Raw genomic sequence first — 17,027 nt, forward strand, 5'->3', positions numbered from 1 at the left:
CGGCCAGTCATCTGTTGTGAGTCGCTGAGCCGCATTTTCAGCTGATGGGTTTTGACTGTGCTGCCAGCGGAGCCAATACCATCTGTAACAGGCTCAGCAGTGCCAGCACACTGAAGGGCAGCGTCCAGTTACCGCTCTGTTCATGGAGCACGCCAAAAAACAGCGGGCCCAGGGCTGCCAGCGCATAGCCCACACATTGCGCCATGCCTGAAAGTTGTGAGGCCTGACGGTGATGAGTGGCGCGCAGATTAAACAGCGAGAGGCAGAGCACCAGTGAAGCCCCGGCACCCAGTCCGGCCAGTGTCAGCCAGATCAACGCCCATTGCGGATTAAGCAGCAGACCTGACATACCGAGGAAAATACCCGAGGAAGCAATGAATGCGGTGAGCCGGGCATCTTTTACCCGCTTCAGCGCAACCATACAGGCCAGATTAGCAACGATGGCAATTGCCTGATACCAGAACAGCAGCCACCCAGCCTGCGCCTGAGTGAAGCCATTATCCTGAGCAAACACGGCAAACCAGTCGATCAGGGTATAAAATGCCAGCGATTGCAGTGCCATAAACAGGGCGATTTGCCAGCCACCGGCTGAGCGCCACGCATGACGATGTGCAACAGGGGCTTCAGCCGACGCTAAAGATGACTGCCGCTGACGTAAAAGCGGCAGCCAGGCGAGCAGCGCAACCAGCCCTGGCAGCGCCCAGACAACCAGTGAGAGTCGCCAGCCCGCCGTTGAGAGCTCGCTCAGCGGCACGGCAATGCCCGACGCGAGGCTGGCAGTAATCGACATGGTGGCGGCATAAAGGCCAATGTATCTGGCGGTATGGGCGGTGAAATCGCGCTTAATCAGGGGCGGCAGCAGTACGTTGGCCGCGGCAATACCTGCGCTCAGCAGCAGCGTTCCGCTCCATAATGCCGCTTCAGCAGGCAACCAGCGCAACAGTGAACCAGCAGTAATCAGGCACAGTGCACTCCACAAACTGCGCTCCAGCCCGACCCGATTTCCCAGCCAGGCGGCAGGCGGGGCGAGCAGGGCAAAAAGCATCAGTGGAATAAAGTTAAACAGGCCTGCTTCGCTGGCGCTGAGGCCAAAGGTCTGGCGGACATCCTGCAGCACCGGCCCGACGGCGGTAATCGGTGCCCGAAGATTTGCTGCGGTGAGCAGCAGGACGAACAAAAAAAAGCTGGCGCTGGAAAACGCAGCGAGGGGTTTAGCTTGCTGTTGTACAGGCATCATGGCAGGGATCATCACATGCAGCAGTGCTGCGGGGGCGTTGGTTGACGTTAACGCTTACGCATCAGAATTGATGTCTGGGCGTTACTTTACTGACCGGTTAGCGGCCTGTAAAGCCTTGTTATATGATGAAATAGCGTAAATGCGATCTCGCCGCCGCGATCGCTGTATGAGTGATTAGTGGAACTCAGGCTCAGGGAAGTGACCACAGTCGTTCTGGCTGGGATTAGATCCGGGCTGGCAGGTCTGCTGACGGGTTTCGGCCGCGGGAACCGTTTTTTCAGCGTGCCACGGGGCACTGCAGGCACTGAGAAGAGAAACCAGAATCATCACACTGAATACGCGCATATCCGCTCCTTATTAACCCTTTTGAGCAAGGTCACGTCGGTGATCGGCGGTTGGCAGGTCAGGGACGTCTTACCTGAGTGTGGTCGCTAAGGGGATAATGTCAATTAAAACAGCGCAAACATCAGCGCAACAGGAAAACTCATCGGCCAGGTGGCACCCACCAGAAAAGCGCTCAGCAGTTTGATGCTCAGCTTATCTTTGGCGATGAAGAAAGTGATTAGCGTCGCGACCAGTGCAACAACGGCATAAAAAATTAGCATACCCTGGTACAGTGTCATTGATATCTCCGCAGTGTCATTATGGTTTTCGCTGCGCATGATGCGGATTTTTGTGATCCAGATCAAGTGAATCAGGGTTAAGCATCTAAAGAAATTATCGGTCAATATGGCTGATTTACGCTCTGACATCGATGATGATAACGGGCGATTTCAGGCTGAAACCGTGGCGGGAAATGTGGGTCGAACCTTTGCTGATGCCGCCATCCTATCTTTACATCCCCTGGCGAACGCTTGCTGACTGAACGTTACCCTGACGTAAAAAAGCCCGCTATGGTGGGCGGGCCAGACATGGCAGTGCATGACTAAACAGCGTACGCGTTTTAACTCTGACGATAGAGTGCCATCACCGCTTCCAGATCCGGGGTACGAGGGTTACCGCCGGTGCAGACATCATCCAGCGCCGCCTGCGCCAGTGCAGGGATATCCGCCTCCTGTAAGCCGACCTCGCGCAGCGAACGCGGAATACCCACATCGCGGCAGAGCTGACGAACTGCAGCGACAGCCGCTTCCCGCGCCTGATCCAGCGTCAGCGTGTCGACCTGTTTCACGCCCATCGCACGGGCAATATCGCGATATTTTTCGCCTGTTGATGGGGCGTTCCATGCCATCACCTGTGGCAGCAGAATGGCGTTCGCCACGCCGTGCGGCACGTTATAAAAAGCGCCCAGGGGATGTGCCATACCATGCACCAGACCGAGTCCGACATTGGAGAAGCCCATACCGGCCACATACTGCCCCAGCGCCATCTGCTCAACAGCAACAATATTTCCCGCCACCGATTCGCGCAGCGACTGGCTGATAATTTCAATGGCTTTGAGGTGCAGCATGTCAGTCAGGGGCCAGGCACCGCGCGTAATGTACCCTTCAATCGCGTGAGTTAGGGCATCAATACCGGTGGCCGCTTTCAGCGAGGCGGGCATGCTCGCCATCATCTCCGCATCAATAATCGCCACTTTTGGAATGTCATGCGGATCGACGCAGACAAACTTGCGACGATTCTCTTCATCGGTAATGACATAGTTAATAGTGACTTCTGCCGCCGTGCCTGCCGTGGTCGGAATGGCGATGATTGGCACGCACGGATGACGGGTTGGGCTAACCCCTTCCAGGCTGCGAACGTCTTCGAATTCAGGGTTGTTGATAATAATGCCGATCGCTTTACTTGTGTCCTGCGGTGAACCACCGCCGATGGCGATGAGGTAGTCAGCACCTGATTCCCTGAACACGGCAACGCCCTGCTGCACTACCCGGATAGTCGGATTCGGAACGACCTCATCAAAGACCGCCCAGGCAAGCTGATGCTGTTCCAGCAGGTCAGTTACCCGCTTCAGCGCACCGGCCGCAACCAGCGCTTTGTCAGTGACAATAAGCGCTTTACGCATCCCGCGACGCTGTACCTCTTCAGGCAAATGACGTAATGCGCCAGCACCAAACCAGGCGGTTTCATTCAGAATCATACGTTGGGTCATCAAAACATCCTCTGTTAAAAATGGTTTTCTACGATCCGTTATCCGCTTTTCAGGTTCTGCGCATAACCTCTCAGTTTCAGGTAAGAACATTTGATAAAAATCAATGAATTAGTAAAAAGTACTGCGCGCAATTCATTCAGGCAGGGCTTTCGTCTGGTGGGTATGCGGTGAGAGGCGGTGGATTATGCCCATCGTCAGTTGTGTGCAACACTTCTTTATTACAAACCTGTCCGTCCATGAGGAATGAAGACATGACCCGATTCGTAATGAATAAAAAGGATGAACTCGTCGACAGCGCGCTGGATGGCATGATTTACGCCAGTCCGTGGCGCAATCTGGTGCGGCTGCAGGTCGATCCCCACATTCGCATCGTGATGCGCAGAGACTGGAAAAAACAGCAGGTCGCACTGATCTCCGGTGGCGGTTCCGGCCATGAACCGGCGCACGTTGGTTTTATCGGTAAAGGAATGCTGACGGCGGCCGTCTGTGGCGATGTGTTCGCCTCACCCAGCGTTGATGCGGTTTATAACGCCATCATCAACCTTACCGGTGACGCGGGATGTCTGCTCATTGTGAAAAACTACACCGGCGATCGACTCAACTTTGGGCTGGCGGCTGAAAAAGCCCGCAAGGCAGGATTCAGCGTCAATATGGTGATTGTCGGTGATGATATAGCCTTACCGGACAATCCTCAGCCACGCGGCGTGGCAGGCACGTTGCTGGTGCATAAAGTGGCAGGCTTTGTCGCCGAACGCGGTGATGATCTGACGGCGGTAACGGAGGCCGCAGAGGCCGCCAGTCGTGCTATCGCCACCATGGGGGTAGCGCTTTCCAGCTGTCATCTGCCGGAAGAACAGACCGGCCAGCGGGTGCCCGACGGCAGCGTGGAAATGGGGCTGGGGATTCATGGCGAGCCGGGCGTTGACGTCATGCCGACTCAGAACAGTCAGCAGATTGTGCAGCATTTGCTGGAGAAGGTGATGCCTGGTCCAGACAAGGATCTGCCCTGCGCGCTGCTGGTGAATAACCTTGGCGGGATGTCTGCGCTGGAGATGAGTCTGGTCACACGTGATCTGATTGAGTCGCCGCTGAGCCGGGGAAGCCGTTATCTGATTGGCCCGGCACCGCTGATGACCGCGCTGGACATGAAAGGGTTTTCCGTTACCTGCATGACGCTGACGCCGCTGTTCGAAGCGGCGATCTGCGCCCCGGTTGAAGTGACCGGCTGGGTTCCGGCGGTTAAGATCACATCTCTTCAGCCGGTTAACGCGACCCGAGAGGCGACAGCGCATTCGGTGCAACCCTCAGAAAATCCGGTAGTCGCAGCCTTTGTTAACCGCATTTGTGAAACGCTGATCGCCAGTGAAAGCGAGCTGAATAAACTCGATGCTCAGGTGGGTGATGGTGATACCGGCTCGACCTTTGCTGCTGGCGCGCGTCAGATCCAGCGTGAATGCGCAGATAACCAGCTGCCACTGAATGTTCTGCCCGACCTGCTCGCGGTAACGGGTGAGCGACTGGCCACGGTCATGGGCGGATCCAGCGGCGTGTTGATGGCCATCTTCTTCACCGCCGCGGCGCAGCACCTGTCGGAAGGAGATGACCTGCCGGTTGCCTTACAGCAGGGTCTGGAAAAAATGAAGCAGTATGGTGGGGCTAAACCGGGCGATCGCACACTGATTGATGCGCTCCAGCCCGCTATTGAGGCGCTGGTGGCGGGCAAACCGCTGGCAGCCGCAGCAGATGCGGCGCAGCACGGCAGTGATGCAACCGCCAGCATGGGAAAAGCAAAGGCGGGCCGATCATCTTATCTCAACAGCGCGAACCTGAATGGCGTGCCCGATCCCGGTGCGGTTGCCGTCGCCCGCGTTTTTGCGGCATTAAAAACGCTTTAGCTCAATCACAGCGCTAAACGCGTCTGTAAAAAGGCCAGTAACTGGCGGTTTACTTCGCTGCGCTGACGGTGCTGTGGGTAAACCGCATTCAGGGAGAGTGGGGGCGGCTGGCAGCCGTCCAGCACCGTCACCAGTTCACCCCTTTGCAGGTCTGTCTCTACGATAAAAGCGGGAAGCAAGACCAGTCCGAGTCCCGCCAGGGCGGCATCACGCAGCACTTCGCCATTGTTACTCACCATGGGGCCCTGAACCGCCAGCCATTTCGCTTTGCCATTGACCTGCAGTTCCCAGCCATTCAGACCTTCCCGTCCGTAGCGCAGACAGGCGTGTTGCAGCAACTCCTCGGGCTGCTGCGGCGTGCCGGCCCGCTGCAGGTAACCGGGACTGCAGCAGATTACCCGTTTCAATTCACCCAGCGGACGGGCAATCAGCGTGGAATCTGCCAGGGTGCCGATGCGAATCGCCATATCGACGCCTTCGCCAATCACATCAACATAGCGATCCGCCAGCTCAATCTGAAACTGCAGTGCCGGATGATGACTCAGAAACTCCGCAATCAGCGGTGACAGGTGGCTCATGCCAAACGACATTGGCAGATTGATGCGGAAGGTACCGCGCAGCGCCTGCTGCTGCTCCGACACCGCCAGTTCGGCTTCCTGAATCTCATCCAGAATGCGCTGAGCATGCTGCGCAAACAGCAGACCCGCATCCGTCACTGACAGCTTGCGGGTGTTACGTATCAGCAGACGTACGCCTAACGACGCTTCCAGCGCGGCCATGCGGCGACTGACATACTGCTTCGATAACATCAGCTGCTCAGCGGCTGCAGTGAAGTTACCAGCATGTATTACGGCGATGTAAATCCGGAGATCTTCAATCTGCATAGTGTCCACTTATCGGTGACAGTGACGGGGTGTCTGGCGAAAACTCAGCCGCAGGCGTTAACTTATATCGGGTATTGGGTCACAGGGCAACGCGTCAGCACCCTCAGCCAGCGCGACAGGGATCATAGATTTACCGTTCCGTCATGTTTAAACAGGCTGTCAGCCGGGCTAATCGCGTTAATGCCGTTATAGTAAGCAGGCAGTGATGCAATCCATCCGGAACTAACCTGATAAGGAGTGGCTGGTGAAAAAATTACTCTGCGCAACGGTGCTGGCTGTTTTGCCAATAACCACGCTGGCAGCATCGGTGTTTACGCTGCAATCACAGGATTTCAGCGATAATGCCCTACTGGATAAAAAGTTTGCCGGTGCTAATAAAAGTAATCCTTCCTGCACCGGTGAGAATATCTCTCCCGAACTCAACTGGTCTGCGATTCCGGCGGGCACCCGCAGTCTGGCCCTGCTGATGACCGATCCGGTCGGGGCCAAAGGGCTGGGCGTGACTCATATGGTGGCCTATAACATTCCGGCCAGCCGTTCGTCGTTCGCGCAGGGGGCGCTGACAAAGGGCAAGGACTACACCGGCGGAAAAAATACACCCGGGACACTGCACTATTATGGACCTTGCCCGCCTGCAGGCAGCGGCCTGCATCACTATAACTTTGTGCTGATCGCCACCGATTTGCCGGTGGGTCAATTGAAAGCAGGGTTAACACAGGCCGAGCTGGTGGCACAGCTGAAAGGCCATGCGCTGGGCGCGGCCAGCACCGTTGGCCGCTTTAGCAATGAATGACCTGCACGTTTGCAGAGGCAGCGCTGAATAGCCTGCCTCTGCGCGCTACGGATCAGTCGCCACTGAACATCTCGCGGATGCGCGACGCAATGTGATGCGTGTGTGTCTCCAGCGCGAAGTGGCCGCTGTCCAGCATCTCGACCACCGCCTGTGGATTATCACGCTGCCAGGCCACGGCGCCCGGTGGAATAAAGAACGGATCGTGCTTGCCCCAGATCACCAGCGTTGGCACCTGCTGCTGGCGAAAGAACGCCTGAAATTCCGGGTAACGTTTCAGGTTACTGGCGTAATTGAGAAACAGGGCCTGCTGAATATCTTTGTTACCGGGGCGCTCCATCAACAGTGTATCCAGGGTATAGGTTTCCGGGGCGATCTGCTGCGGATCGCTTACCCCATGCAGATACTGCCACTTCACCCCTTCCAGCGTCAGGATGGCGTCACGGATCACCTGACCATTTGCTTCGCTGGGATCGTCCCAGTAGGCGCGGACCGGTGCCCAGGCCTCTCCTAATCCCTCCAGATAGGCGTTACCGTTTTGTGATATCAGCCCGCTGACGCGATCGGGGTAAGCCAGTGCCAGTCGCAGACCGGCAGGTGCGCCATAGTCGAAAACATACATCGCATAACGTTCCAGTCCCAGTGCATCGACAAAGGCGGTCAGCGTCTGGCCCAGCGCGTCAAAGGTCCAGGAATAGTTGCGCTCAGCAGGCACTTCAGTAAAGCCAAAGCCCGGCATATCGGGTGCGATGAGATGAAATTTATCAGCCAGAAGCGGGATCAGATTGCGGAACTGATGTGAAGAGGTGGGAAAGCCATGCAACAGCAGCAGTACCGGCAGGGAAGGATCGCCCGCTTCGCGATAGAAAATATTGACGCCATCGGCCTGCTGATAACGATAAGAAACAGAGTGTGTATTCATGATATTTTCCTGTAACTGGTTAAATGGCATTTATAGGGTTACAAGGGCTTATTATGCAGTGATAATGTAACCTGTCAAATTGATATTTAGTGGTTACATCAGGCCGTCTGTAACTACTCATCTGCTTTTTTATCGGTTACAGTAGCGTCAGAAGATTTCAATAATGAGGGCGACATCATGGCGGAAACGCAATCACACTCCGGCCAGGGGCCGTGGTTTCTGGCCGATCATCCGGCGCTGGATTTTATCAACACCGAAGCTATCGCAGAGGGGCGGCCATACGATTTCTGGCAAAGCGATCAGGATGTTGAAGCCTGGCTGCAACAGGCCGGACTACTAACCGACGGATCTGCGCCGCAGTATGAGCCGGGCGCGCTGGTGCAGGCCGCTCGTCAGTTACGTCAGATTGTTCGTGACGCTGTGCAGCAGCATAAAGCAGGTGAGAATGTGAGTACTGAGGCGCTGAATGTCTGGCTGGGCCAGGCAACGAGTCACCTGCAACTGAGCGTGGAGTCGGGTTCGCTGACTATCCGGCGCGTTTACGCCAGCCAGAACGTGAGGCAACGGCTGGGACAGGTTGCAGAACAGGCTGCAATGCTGCTCACGCAGGAAGATTTCAGCAGAGTCCGTGCCTGTGAACATCCCGACTGCACCCTGTGGTTTTACGATCGCACCAAAGCGCATCGCCGCCGCTGGTGCAGCATGGCGCTGTGTGGCAATCGGGCGAAAGTTGCGCGTTTCAGGGCAGTAAAATCAGGTGGGTAGAGCGTGCGTCTGCCAGATAAAAAAACACCCTGCAGAGCAGGGTGTCAGAAACGTTATTTAGCCGCGGTCGTGGCGGGCTTTTGCCGTTTACGCAGCTTATCGATCAGTCGATGCGCTTCCGCTTTGGTTGCTACCGCAGGCGATGAACCGGTCAGCGGCTGACGCGCCGTTTCCCGCACCGTCAGAATGGTCAGCAGGCCGATCACGCCTGCACCCATCATGTAGTAGGCCGGCATCATGTTGTTTTTGGTGGTATCTACCAGCCACGCGGTAATCAACGGTGTCGTACCGCCGAACAGCGACACCGACAGGTTGAAACCGATAGCCAGTGCGCTGTAACGAATATCCGTGGTAAACAGGGCAGGCAGCGTCGACGGCATGGTGCCGCTGAAGCAGGTATGCAGCACGCCCAGAATCAGCAGGCCGCCAAATACCGCCCACATATTACCGGAGCCAATCAGCATAAAGCTCGGAATGGCAAGCAGGATCAGGCCTACTGCACCAAAGCCAATCACCGGACGACGACCAATGCGATCGGTCCAGCGCCCCCACAGCAGCGTCAGCGGCATCATCACGAACATTGCCACCATCACTAGCAGCAGACCACTCAGCTCTGGCAGACCCAGCACGCCGGTCAGGTAACTCGGCATATAAGAGGTCAGCATGTAGTTAGAGACGTTGAACAGCAAAACCAGACCGATACATTTCAGCATGGGCGCACGATATTTGCTTAGCATCTGCATCAGCGTCAGACGCGGTTTGCTCTGCTCCAGCGCTTCCTGCTTTTCCATGTGCTGCTGGAATGCCGGCGTCTCTTCCAGCTTCAGACGGACATAGAGGCCGAAAAGACCCAGCGGCGCAGCAATAAAGAACGGCACGCGCCAGCCCCAGGACATCATCGCCTCGTTCGACATCACGGTGGTCATCACCGTGACCAGGCTGGCACCCAGCAGGTAACCGCCAATGGTACCGAACTCCAGGAAGCTGCCCATAAAGCCACGGCGTTTGTCGGTGGAGTACTCCGCGATAAAGGTCGCTGCGCCACCATATTCACCGCCAGTCGAGAAGCCCTGAATCAGGCGTGCTACCAGCAGCAGAATCGGGGCCATAATCCCTATCGACGAATAGGCCGGGATTAGCCCGATACAGAATGTCCCGATCGACATCATGATCATCGTCATCGCCAGCACTTTCTGGCGGCCAATGCGGTCACCCAGGGGGCCAAACACCAGACCGCCAATCGGACGCACCAGGAAGGCGGCGGCAAACGTACCAAAGGTAGCGATCAGCTGCACCGCGTTGTTGGCATCCGGGAAAAAGACTTTGCCGATGATGACGGCAAGATAGCTGTATACGCCAAAGTCGAACCATTCCATCGCGTTACCGAGCGCCGCTGCGCCAACTGCGCGCTTCAGCATGTCGTTATCAATAACGGTAATGTCGTCAACAGTCAGCTCTTTGGGCTTCCTGTTCCAGAAATGTTTCTTTGGGTGTTCAGACGATGTGTTTCTGGTGTCCATATTCTCCTCAGGTACGTCAATGAAGGAGTCTTATAGCTTTCGCAGCCGCAAATAATGTTCAGAAGAAACCGTGGAAATGAAAGCTATAAGAAGCCGAATAATTTTTAAGTGAAGCGGCAGAAACCGCAGCCGGTAAACCTTAGACTACGAATGTAAGGTTTTGCAAGTTTTCAGCCGAAATAACTGGCTTTGCTGACAAAACTAGCACACTGCACTTAATCATGCCTGCTTACGCTCATAAACATTTGGTCATATCCCGCGTTTATGGCTCAGATGCTGTCTGGCTCAGATTTCATCAGCTACGCCTGCGCTCATTAATCAGCTTCAGGCCGTCAATACGATCCAGCGCCTGCAGCAGCTGTTCCGTGCTGGCGGTCAGGCTGATACGGATATAATCCCGCCCGGCGGGGCCAAAGCCGTGACCTGGTGCCACCAGCAGATGACACTCTCGCAGTAACAGGCTGGCGAACTCCTCGCCGGTAAAACCGGGTGGCGCAGGCAGCCAGAGGAAAAAGGTGCCCTGACGAGCGCGCACCGGCCAGTGCATCGCTGCCAGCCTGGCGAGTACCACGCGACGCCGCTGGTGATAAGGATCAGCCAGACGGTTAAGTTGCTCAGCAGAGAGCGACAAGGCGGTGATGGCGGCATCCTGCACCGCACCAGACACCGTGCTGTAGCTGTGAGTATGCAGTTTTTTAAAAGCCGTAATAATCGAGGCGTTTCCCACAGCAAAGCCCACACGCCAGCCTGCCATCAACGCGCTTTTCGACAGGGTGTAAATTTCCACCCCCCACTCTTTGCCATCGGGCTGGGCCAGCAGACTTAGCGGCTGCTCGTCCGGCTCACTGCCTAGCGTAGCGTAGGCGAAGTCATGGATCAGCGGAATAGGGTGCTGGCGGGCGAAAGCCAGCGCGTCGGCGAACAGCGCGGGCGTCGCCAGTGCGCCGGTGGGATTATGGGGATAGTTGAGCATAACCAGACCGGCGCGCGCGGTAATCTCATCCGGCACCTGAGTAAAATCGGGCAGGAAAGCGTTACGCGCCTCCAGCGGGATGCCATAAAAATCGGCACCGGCCTGGCGTGCTGCTGAGCGATAGATTGGATAACAGGGATCGGTGGAGATTAACACCTGGCCCGGGTTGAGCAGGGCGCGTGGAAAGCCGTTGACGCCAATGTGCGCGCCCTGAAACAGCGCAACTTCGGTATCGGGATCCAGCATGACCCCATAGTGACGCTGGTAAAAGTCTGCGATAGCCTGACGCAGGGCGGGCTTTCCCCAGAAGGAGGGATATTCATGATTTTCCGGCCGCGCCGCCGCAGCCTGTAAGGAGGCGATGACCGCAGGCGGCGTAGGCTGACGTGGGCTGCCCGATGAGAGATCGATAAGCGGTAACTGCGATGCATCCAGTTCTGCTGCCTGCTTCTCAAGTAAGCTGAAAAGATTCTCTTCCAGCCCTGCGACCAAATCTGAAGCTGCAAACTCCGCCATAACCGTCCCGCAATAAAGAGTATGAAGCGGAAAAGAATGACACAGCCGGGTTTCATTTCTTTAGCAGAAATAACGCTGAAGATTGCCGCCATCTGGATATTCAGCCTGTGACTATCGTTAGCATAAATAAGCCAAAGTCGGGGCCGGTTTTGCCTGTTCCTGATCGTAAGGGCTGTGATTAAATCGATTGCTCTCACAATAATGAATCAGGAAGTACTATGCGCATTACTTCACGGGGAATTATTTTTTCACTGACGGCTGTTTCAATTTTTACCTCTGCTGCGCAAGCCGCAGACCAGAAAAAAATACGCATTGGTTTTAATCCGGGTCCCTATAAAGAGCAGTTTGAAAAAGGCGTGGCACCTCTGTTAATTAAGCAGGGCTATACGCTGGAATATAAAGATTTCAGCGATGGCATACAGGTTAATGATGCTGTGCATCGCGGCACGATTGACGCCAATATCATGCAGCATCCGGTCTATCTGAAGTCGGTTAACGATCGGCTTGGCATCGATAACGTCGGTATTGTGCAGGTGCCGACCCCGCCAATGGGACTCTATTCTGAACGCGCAAAAACGCTCACGCAGCCTACGCCAGGCAGCACGGTCTCTGTGCCGAACCAGCCCTCAAATGAGTATCGGGCTGCGCTGCTACTTCAGAGTATCGGCTGGCTGAAAATCAGCCCTGAGAGCGACGCCGCAACCTTCTCGCAGAAAAACATTACGGAGAACCCCTACAAAATCGTGCTGAAAGAGATGGATAATGCCCAGCAGGTGCGCGCACTGCCTGATGTGGATTATGGTGTTATTCAGGGTAACTTCGCGGTCTCCAGTGGCCTGAAACTCAATTCCGCGCTGAAACTGGAGGCACCAACCAGCCAGTTTATTAACGTAGTAACGGTAGCGGGTAAAAATAAGCAGGCTCAGTTTGCCCGTGACATTATTGCCGGCTATCACTCGCCGGAATTCAAAGCGTATATCACCAGTAATGCGCAATATGCGGGCTATCTGTTGCCAGACTATTTCAAATGAGTCAGGCGGCTATCGCGTTTGACCAGGTCAGCAAAACCTTTGCACGTAACGGGTCAGAAGTGCAGGCGCTGCAGGATATTAATCTGCGCATCAACCAGGGCGATATTTTTGGCGTTATCGGCACCAGCGGTGCCGGAAAAAGCACGCTGCTGCGCCTGATTAATCATCTGGAAACGCCGACGACCGGCACGGTGGAGGTGCAGGGTGAAGCGTTACAGGGGATCAGCAAAAAGCGGTTAATTGACGTCAAAAAGCAGATTGGGATGATCTTTCAGCACTTTAATCTGCTCAATGCCCGTACCGTATTTCACAACGTGGCCATCCCGCTGATATTGCAGGGGCGGAGTAAAGATTTTATCGCCACCCGCGTAGCGGAACTGCTGGCGTTTGTGAACCTCAGCGACAAAGCCCACAGCTACCCGGACGAACTCTCCGGCGGTCAGAAACAGCGCGTCGGAATTGCCCGTGCGCTGGCGACCAACCCTGCCATTCTGCTGTGCGATGAGGCGACGTCGGCGCTGGATCCCCAGACCACGGTGCAGATTCTGCTGCTGTTACAGGAAATCAATCAGCGTTACGGCATCACCATTGTGCTGATCACCCACGAGATGTCAGTGGTGCAGAAGATCTGCAACCGGATGGCGGTGATGGCGCACGGTCGCATTGTTGAACAGGGCGATGTCCTGACGCTGTTCGCCGAACCACAGCAGGCGGTGAGCGCCAGCTTTGTGCAGTCGGTCATTCACGATCGCCTGCCACAGCAGACGCTTGAATTGCTCAGCGAGCATCCGGCAGCCGACGCGTTACGGCTGGAGTTTGTCGGCAGCACGGCACAGCAGCCGGTGATCAATCAGCTGATCCGCAACTATGAGGTGGAGGTGAATATTCTGTTCGCCAGCATGACTGAGGTGCAGCGCACCATTCTGGGTTTCATGATTGTGCAGATCAAAGGCGAACCCGCGCAGCGCGAGGCGGCGATTCAGTTTCTCACCGCGACCGGAGTAAAAATCAGTGATGTCTGAACTCTTTGAAACGGCTGTAACCGGCGATCAGTTCCTGACGGCGATGCAGGACACGCTGATTATGGTGGGGCTGTCGCTGGGCTTTGGTTCGCTGCTGGGGCTGCCGCTTGGCATTATTCTGGTGGTCTGCCGTCCGGGCGGGATACAGCCCCAGCGTCTGGTGCATCAGCTATTGAACCCTGTCGTGAATATCATCCGTTCGCTGCCGTTCATTATTCTGCTGATTACTATCCTGCCGCTGACGCGCCTGCTGGTGAACACCACGATTGGCACGGCGGGGGCCATTGTACCGCTGGTGATCTTTATTGCGCCTTATATCTCGCGGCTGGTGGAAAGCGCGTTGCTGGAGGTCGACGAAGGCATTCTGGAGTCAGCCAACGCGATGGGGGCTACTACGCTGCAGACCATCTGGTATTTCATGCTGCCGGAAGCGGCTTCCTCGCTGGTGCTGGCCCTGACCACTGCCACCATCGGACTGCTGGGCGCCACGGCGATGGCGGGCACGGTGGGTGGCGGCGGCATTGGCGACCTCGCCATTACTTACGGTTATCAGCGCTTTGACGCCTTTGCCACGATTTCCACTGCGCTGGTTCTCATTGTGATTGTCCAGCTTCTGCAAACCCTGGGTACGCGTATTTCACGTCGTATCCGACGCGAGTAAACCATGAAGAAGAATGATTTAGCGGTAATGCACTGGGGCACCTATCACGTCACCACCGACGGTGACACGCTGACGTCGGTCAGGCCGGTGGCGTGGGACCGTAATCCGTCCGCTATCGGTCAGTCGCTGCCGGGCGCGGTGCAGAGTGAAACCCGGGTCAGAAATCCGGCTGTCAGGCTCGGCTATCTGCAGAACAGAAGCGCTTCACGCAGCGGACGCGGTAAAGAGCCGTTTGTCGAGGTGAGCTGGGAAGTGGCGCTGCAACTGGTGGCTGAAGAGCTGGTGCGGGTGAAAACCGGGCACGGCAATGAAGCGATCTATGCCGGTTCATATGGCTGGTCCAGCGCCGGACGATTTCATCATGCCCAGAGCCAGCTGCACTGCTTCTTTAACCACTACGGCGGCTACACCGCCAGCACCAATACCTACAGCATTGCGGCCGGTGAACGCACGCTGCCGCACATCATCGGTAATCTGGATGAGTTACAACGTCACCATACTCACTGGCCGGTACTGGCGGAGCATTGTGAGCTGTTTGTGGCGATTGGCGGATTGCCGCTGCGCAATGCGCAGGTCAATGGCGGTGGGGCTAACGATCATGCGCTGGCTCACTGGCTGACCACACTGCGGCAGAATGGCACCCGCTTTATTAACATCAGTCCGGTCAGAAACGATCTCGCCGGGGTGGCCGATGCGGAGTGGCTGGCGATAAAGCCCGGCTCCGATACGGCGTTACTACTGGCCATCGGGCAGGTATTGATTGCGGAATCCCTGTATGACGCGGCCTTTGTGGCGCGCTACACCGTAGGCTTCGATATCTATGCGGCGTATCTGTTGGGTGAACACGATGGCATCGCCAAAACGCCCGAATGGGCTGCGTCACTAACCGGGCTGGCAGCCGATCAGATTCGCGGATTAGCACGGCAGATGGCGGCTCACAAAACGATGGTCAATATTGCCTGGTCAGTGCAGCGTGCGCGGCAGGGCGAGCAGGCGTTCTGGGCCACTGTCGCCACCACTGCGCTACTGGGGCAGATTGGCACGCCCGGCGGCGGGCTGGGGTTTGGTTACGCCTCAACCAATCTGGCGGGTGCCGCCCGGCGACAGTTCTCTGGCCCCCGGCTGCCTGCCGGCCATAATGCCGTACAGCAGACTATACCGGTGGCACGTATCGCTGACATGCTGCTTAATCCCGGCGGTCTCTACGCGTTTGACGGCCAGCAGCGAACCTATCCCGACATCCGGCTGGTCTACTGGGCTGGCGGCAACGTCTTCCATCATCATCAGGATATCAACAAGCTGATACGCGCATGGCAGCAGCCGGACACCGTGATTGTGCATGAGCAGTTCTGGACGGCGCAGGCCAGATTTGCCGATATCGTCCTGCCCGCCACCACTTCGCTGGAGCGCGAGGATATCGGCAGCGCCAGCAACGACGGCTTTATTATTGCCATGCCGCAGCATCTGCCGCCGTTTGGGGCGGCAAAATCGGATTACGCCATCTTTGCTGAGCTGGCGCAGCGGCTCGGTTTTGCTGATGCCTTTACTCAGGGACGCGGTGAGCGCCAGTGGCTTGAAGCCATTTACGCAGACTCCCGGCCACGCGCAGCGGCGCAGGGCATCGAACTGCCGCCCTTTGAGGCCTTCTGGTCACAGGGCGTGGTGGAATATCCCGCGCCTGACACACCACAGATCCTCCTTAAAGCGTTTCGCGATAACCCGGAGTCGGCCCCGCTCAGCACGGTATCGGGAAAAATCGAACTCTTTTCGCAGCGGGTGGCTGACTTTGGCTATGAAGAAGCGCCCGGCTTTGCCTTCTGGTATCCGCCGGAATATCAGGCTCAGCAGCAGGAGAAGCAGCAGTGGCCGTTGCATCTGCTCTCCAGCCAGCCGCGAACCCGGCTGCACAGCCAGTACGATCATGGCCGGGTCAGCCGGGCCACCAAAATTGCCGGGCGCGAGCCGCTCTGGATGCACCCTGAGGATGCGGCTGCGCGTGGCATTGAGGAGAACAGCATCGTGAAAGTGTTTAACGGACGCGGCGCGCTGCTGGCGGGCGTGCATCTGACACAGGATATCCTGCCGGGGGTGGTGCAGATGTCGACCGGGGCCTGGTATGACCCGCTGGAACAGCAGGAGGGCAAGCCGCTGGATAAACATGGCAACCCTAATGTGCTGACCCAGGATCGCGGCAGTTCACGACTGGGCCAGGGGTGCAGCGCGCAGACCTGTTTTGTAGAGATTGCGCTTTACCACGAGATCCTGCCTGAAATCACAGCGTGGTCGCCACCGGAATTTGTGATCCCGACCACAGAGTAATCTGCGGACGGGGACTTAAGGGGCGGTGGGATATTCCCATCCGCCGCATATCCATAGCAGGATTAGTTGGTAGTTAACGCATAACTGAAATGGCAAGGTAAAACGATTCTATGCCAACAGAGTGTTAATCATGAGTGCGTTAACCCCATCAGAATTGCCGGTCATTGATTTCGCATTATTGTCAGGTAATCAACAGCAGCAGCGACAGGTTCTGGAAAAATTAAGCCAGGCCGCGCGTGATGTCGGTTTCTTCTACTTAATTAATCACGGTATCGACCGTGAATTACTGGATGAGGTTCAGCGGGTCGCACGGACGTTTTTTGCTCTGCCGCAGGCGGACAAAACGGCGGTCGCGATGGCCAACTCACCGCATTTTCGTGGTTACAACCTGGCGGGCGTG

General features: G+C 56.4%; 16 protein-coding genes. 8 read left to right on the forward strand and 8 right to left on the reverse strand.

The genetic code is table 11. The features are described 5' to 3' along the window. Positions 1-37 precede the first annotated feature (37 nt). The 4 genes from N1689_RS09990 to fucO form a co-directional block, all read right to left on the reverse strand. Entirely contained in the window at positions 38-1,237 is a 1,200-nt protein-coding gene (locus tag N1689_RS09990; RefSeq protein ID WP_161735422.1) for an MFS transporter, read from the reverse strand. Between the two features lie 174 nt (positions 1,238-1,411). Further along, the gene (locus N1689_RS09995; RefSeq protein ID WP_202605013.1) at positions 1,412-1,582 is read right to left on the reverse strand and encodes a hypothetical protein; all 171 of its coding nucleotides are present in this window, start codon (positions 1,580-1,582) and stop codon (positions 1,412-1,414) included. 104 nt (positions 1,583-1,686) lie between these two features. After that, positions 1,687-1,860: a GhoT/OrtT family toxin gene (locus N1689_RS10000; RefSeq protein WP_008924737.1), complete on the reverse strand. Its 174-nt coding sequence runs from the start codon at positions 1,858-1,860 to the stop codon at positions 1,687-1,689. A 320-nt stretch (positions 1,861-2,180) separates the two neighbouring features. Continuing rightward, positions 2,181-3,329, reverse strand: coding sequence for a lactaldehyde reductase (fucO, locus tag N1689_RS10005; RefSeq protein ID WP_161735424.1), 1,149 nt, complete (start codon positions 3,327-3,329; stop codon positions 2,181-2,183). Positions 3,330-3,580: 251 nt separating this feature from the next. On the opposite strand from fucO, the gene N1689_RS10010 reads away from it, so the two are divergent. Then, positions 3,581-5,224: a dihydroxyacetone kinase subunit DhaK gene (locus tag N1689_RS10010; protein ID WP_260058746.1), complete on the forward strand. Its 1,644-nt coding sequence runs from the start codon at positions 3,581-3,583 to the stop codon at positions 5,222-5,224. Positions 5,225-5,229: 5 nt separating this feature from the next. On the opposite strand, the gene N1689_RS10015 is transcribed toward N1689_RS10010, so the two are convergent. Next, positions 5,230-6,108 carry a LysR family transcriptional regulator gene (locus N1689_RS10015; RefSeq protein WP_161735428.1) on the reverse strand — a complete coding sequence of 293 codons (879 nt, stop codon included), beginning with the start codon at positions 6,106-6,108 and terminating at the stop codon, positions 5,230-5,232. A 244-nt stretch (positions 6,109-6,352) separates the two neighbouring features. Here N1689_RS10015 and N1689_RS10020 point away from each other — a divergent pair, with 244 nt between their 5' ends. Further along, entirely contained in the window at positions 6,353-6,901 is a 549-nt protein-coding gene (locus N1689_RS10020; RefSeq protein ID WP_222925821.1) for a YbhB/YbcL family Raf kinase inhibitor-like protein, read from the forward strand. A 52-nt stretch (positions 6,902-6,953) separates the two neighbouring features. On the opposite strand, the gene N1689_RS10025 is transcribed toward N1689_RS10020, so the two are convergent. Continuing rightward, positions 6,954-7,820 (reverse strand): alpha/beta fold hydrolase, encoded by an 867-nt coding sequence (locus N1689_RS10025; RefSeq protein ID WP_260058747.1) that lies wholly within the window; start codon positions 7,818-7,820, stop codon positions 6,954-6,956. 177 nt (positions 7,821-7,997) lie between these two features. Between N1689_RS10025 and N1689_RS10030 the strand changes: the two genes are divergently transcribed. Further along, positions 7,998-8,585: an ABATE domain-containing protein gene (locus tag N1689_RS10030; protein ID WP_222925819.1), complete on the forward strand. Its 588-nt coding sequence runs from the start codon at positions 7,998-8,000 to the stop codon at positions 8,583-8,585. Between the two features lie 53 nt (positions 8,586-8,638). Here the strand turns inward: N1689_RS10030 and proP are convergent, their stop codons facing one another. Then, the gene (gene proP / locus N1689_RS10035) at positions 8,639-10,105 is read right to left on the reverse strand and encodes a glycine betaine/L-proline transporter ProP (protein WP_095708080.1); all 1,467 of its coding nucleotides are present in this window, start codon (positions 10,103-10,105) and stop codon (positions 8,639-8,641) included. Between the two features lie 295 nt (positions 10,106-10,400). Next, on the reverse strand, positions 10,401-11,594 hold the full coding sequence (locus tag N1689_RS10040) for an aminotransferase class I/II-fold pyridoxal phosphate-dependent enzyme (protein WP_260058751.1): 1,194 nt from the start codon (positions 11,592-11,594) through the stop codon (positions 10,401-10,403). Positions 11,595-11,812: 218 nt separating this feature from the next. Between N1689_RS10040 and N1689_RS10045 the strand changes: the two genes are divergently transcribed. The 5 genes from N1689_RS10045 to N1689_RS10065 form a co-directional block, all read left to right on the forward strand. Beyond that, positions 11,813-12,625 (forward strand): MetQ/NlpA family ABC transporter substrate-binding protein, encoded by an 813-nt coding sequence (locus N1689_RS10045; RefSeq protein ID WP_260058753.1) that lies wholly within the window; start codon positions 11,813-11,815, stop codon positions 12,623-12,625. Further along, positions 12,622-13,647 (forward strand): methionine ABC transporter ATP-binding protein, encoded by a 1,026-nt coding sequence (locus N1689_RS10050; RefSeq protein ID WP_260058754.1) that lies wholly within the window; start codon positions 12,622-12,624, stop codon positions 13,645-13,647. The genes N1689_RS10045 and N1689_RS10050 overlap by 4 nt, the downstream gene beginning before the upstream one ends. Continuing rightward, positions 13,640-14,308, forward strand: coding sequence for a methionine ABC transporter permease (locus tag N1689_RS10055; protein ID WP_222925815.1), 669 nt, complete (start codon positions 13,640-13,642; stop codon positions 14,306-14,308). The genes N1689_RS10050 and N1689_RS10055 overlap by 8 nt, the downstream gene beginning before the upstream one ends. Before the next feature lie 3 nt (positions 14,309-14,311). Beyond that, a complete protein-coding gene (locus tag N1689_RS10060) occupies positions 14,312-16,627 on the forward strand; it encodes a molybdopterin-dependent oxidoreductase (RefSeq protein ID WP_260058755.1) in 2,316 nt (771 codons plus the stop codon). Positions 16,628-16,757: 130 nt separating this feature from the next. Next, positions 16,758-17,027, forward strand: a 270-nt coding sequence (locus N1689_RS10065) for a 2-oxoglutarate and iron-dependent oxygenase domain-containing protein (protein ID WP_260058757.1), incomplete at its 3' end; no start/stop codon positions are given.

The organism is Pantoea sp. XY16, assembly GCF_025153065.1.
GTDB lineage: Bacteria > Pseudomonadota > Gammaproteobacteria > Enterobacterales > Enterobacteriaceae > Pantoea > Pantoea alfalfae.

Bases quoted from the DNA above. Each gene is read 5' to 3' on its own strand.
- N1689_RS10055 (WP_222925815.1), top strand. From the start codon at position 13,640: ATGTCTGAACTCTTTGAAACGGCTGTAACCGGCGATCAGTTCCTGACG.
- N1689_RS10025 (WP_260058747.1), bottom strand. From the start codon at position 7,820: ATGAATACACACTCTGTTTCTTATCGTTATCAGCAGGCCGATGGCGTC.
- N1689_RS10000 (WP_008924737.1), bottom strand. From the start codon at position 1,860: ATGACACTGTACCAGGGTATGCTAATTTTTTATGCCGTTGTTGCACTG.
- N1689_RS09995 (WP_202605013.1), bottom strand. From the start codon at position 1,582: ATGCGCGTATTCAGTGTGATGATTCTGGTTTCTCTTCTCAGTGCCTGC.
- N1689_RS10050 (WP_260058754.1), top strand. From the start codon at position 12,622: ATGAGTCAGGCGGCTATCGCGTTTGACCAGGTCAGCAAAACCTTTGCA.
- N1689_RS10010 (WP_260058746.1), top strand. From the start codon at position 3,581: ATGACCCGATTCGTAATGAATAAAAAGGATGAACTCGTCGACAGCGCG.
- proP (WP_095708080.1), bottom strand. From the start codon at position 10,105: ATGGACACCAGAAACACATCGTCTGAACACCCAAAGAAACATTTCTGG.
- N1689_RS10060 (WP_260058755.1), top strand. From the start codon at position 14,312: ATGAAGAAGAATGATTTAGCGGTAATGCACTGGGGCACCTATCACGTC.
- fucO (WP_161735424.1), bottom strand. From the start codon at position 3,329: ATGACCCAACGTATGATTCTGAATGAAACCGCCTGGTTTGGTGCTGGC.
- N1689_RS10040 (WP_260058751.1), bottom strand. From the start codon at position 11,594: ATGGCGGAGTTTGCAGCTTCAGATTTGGTCGCAGGGCTGGAAGAGAAT.
- N1689_RS09990 (WP_161735422.1), bottom strand. From the start codon at position 1,237: ATGATGCCTGTACAACAGCAAGCTAAACCCCTCGCTGCGTTTTCCAGC.
- N1689_RS10045 (WP_260058753.1), top strand. From the start codon at position 11,813: ATGCGCATTACTTCACGGGGAATTATTTTTTCACTGACGGCTGTTTCA.
- N1689_RS10030 (WP_222925819.1), top strand. From the start codon at position 7,998: ATGGCGGAAACGCAATCACACTCCGGCCAGGGGCCGTGGTTTCTGGCC.
- N1689_RS10015 (WP_161735428.1), bottom strand. From the start codon at position 6,108: ATGCAGATTGAAGATCTCCGGATTTACATCGCCGTAATACATGCTGGT.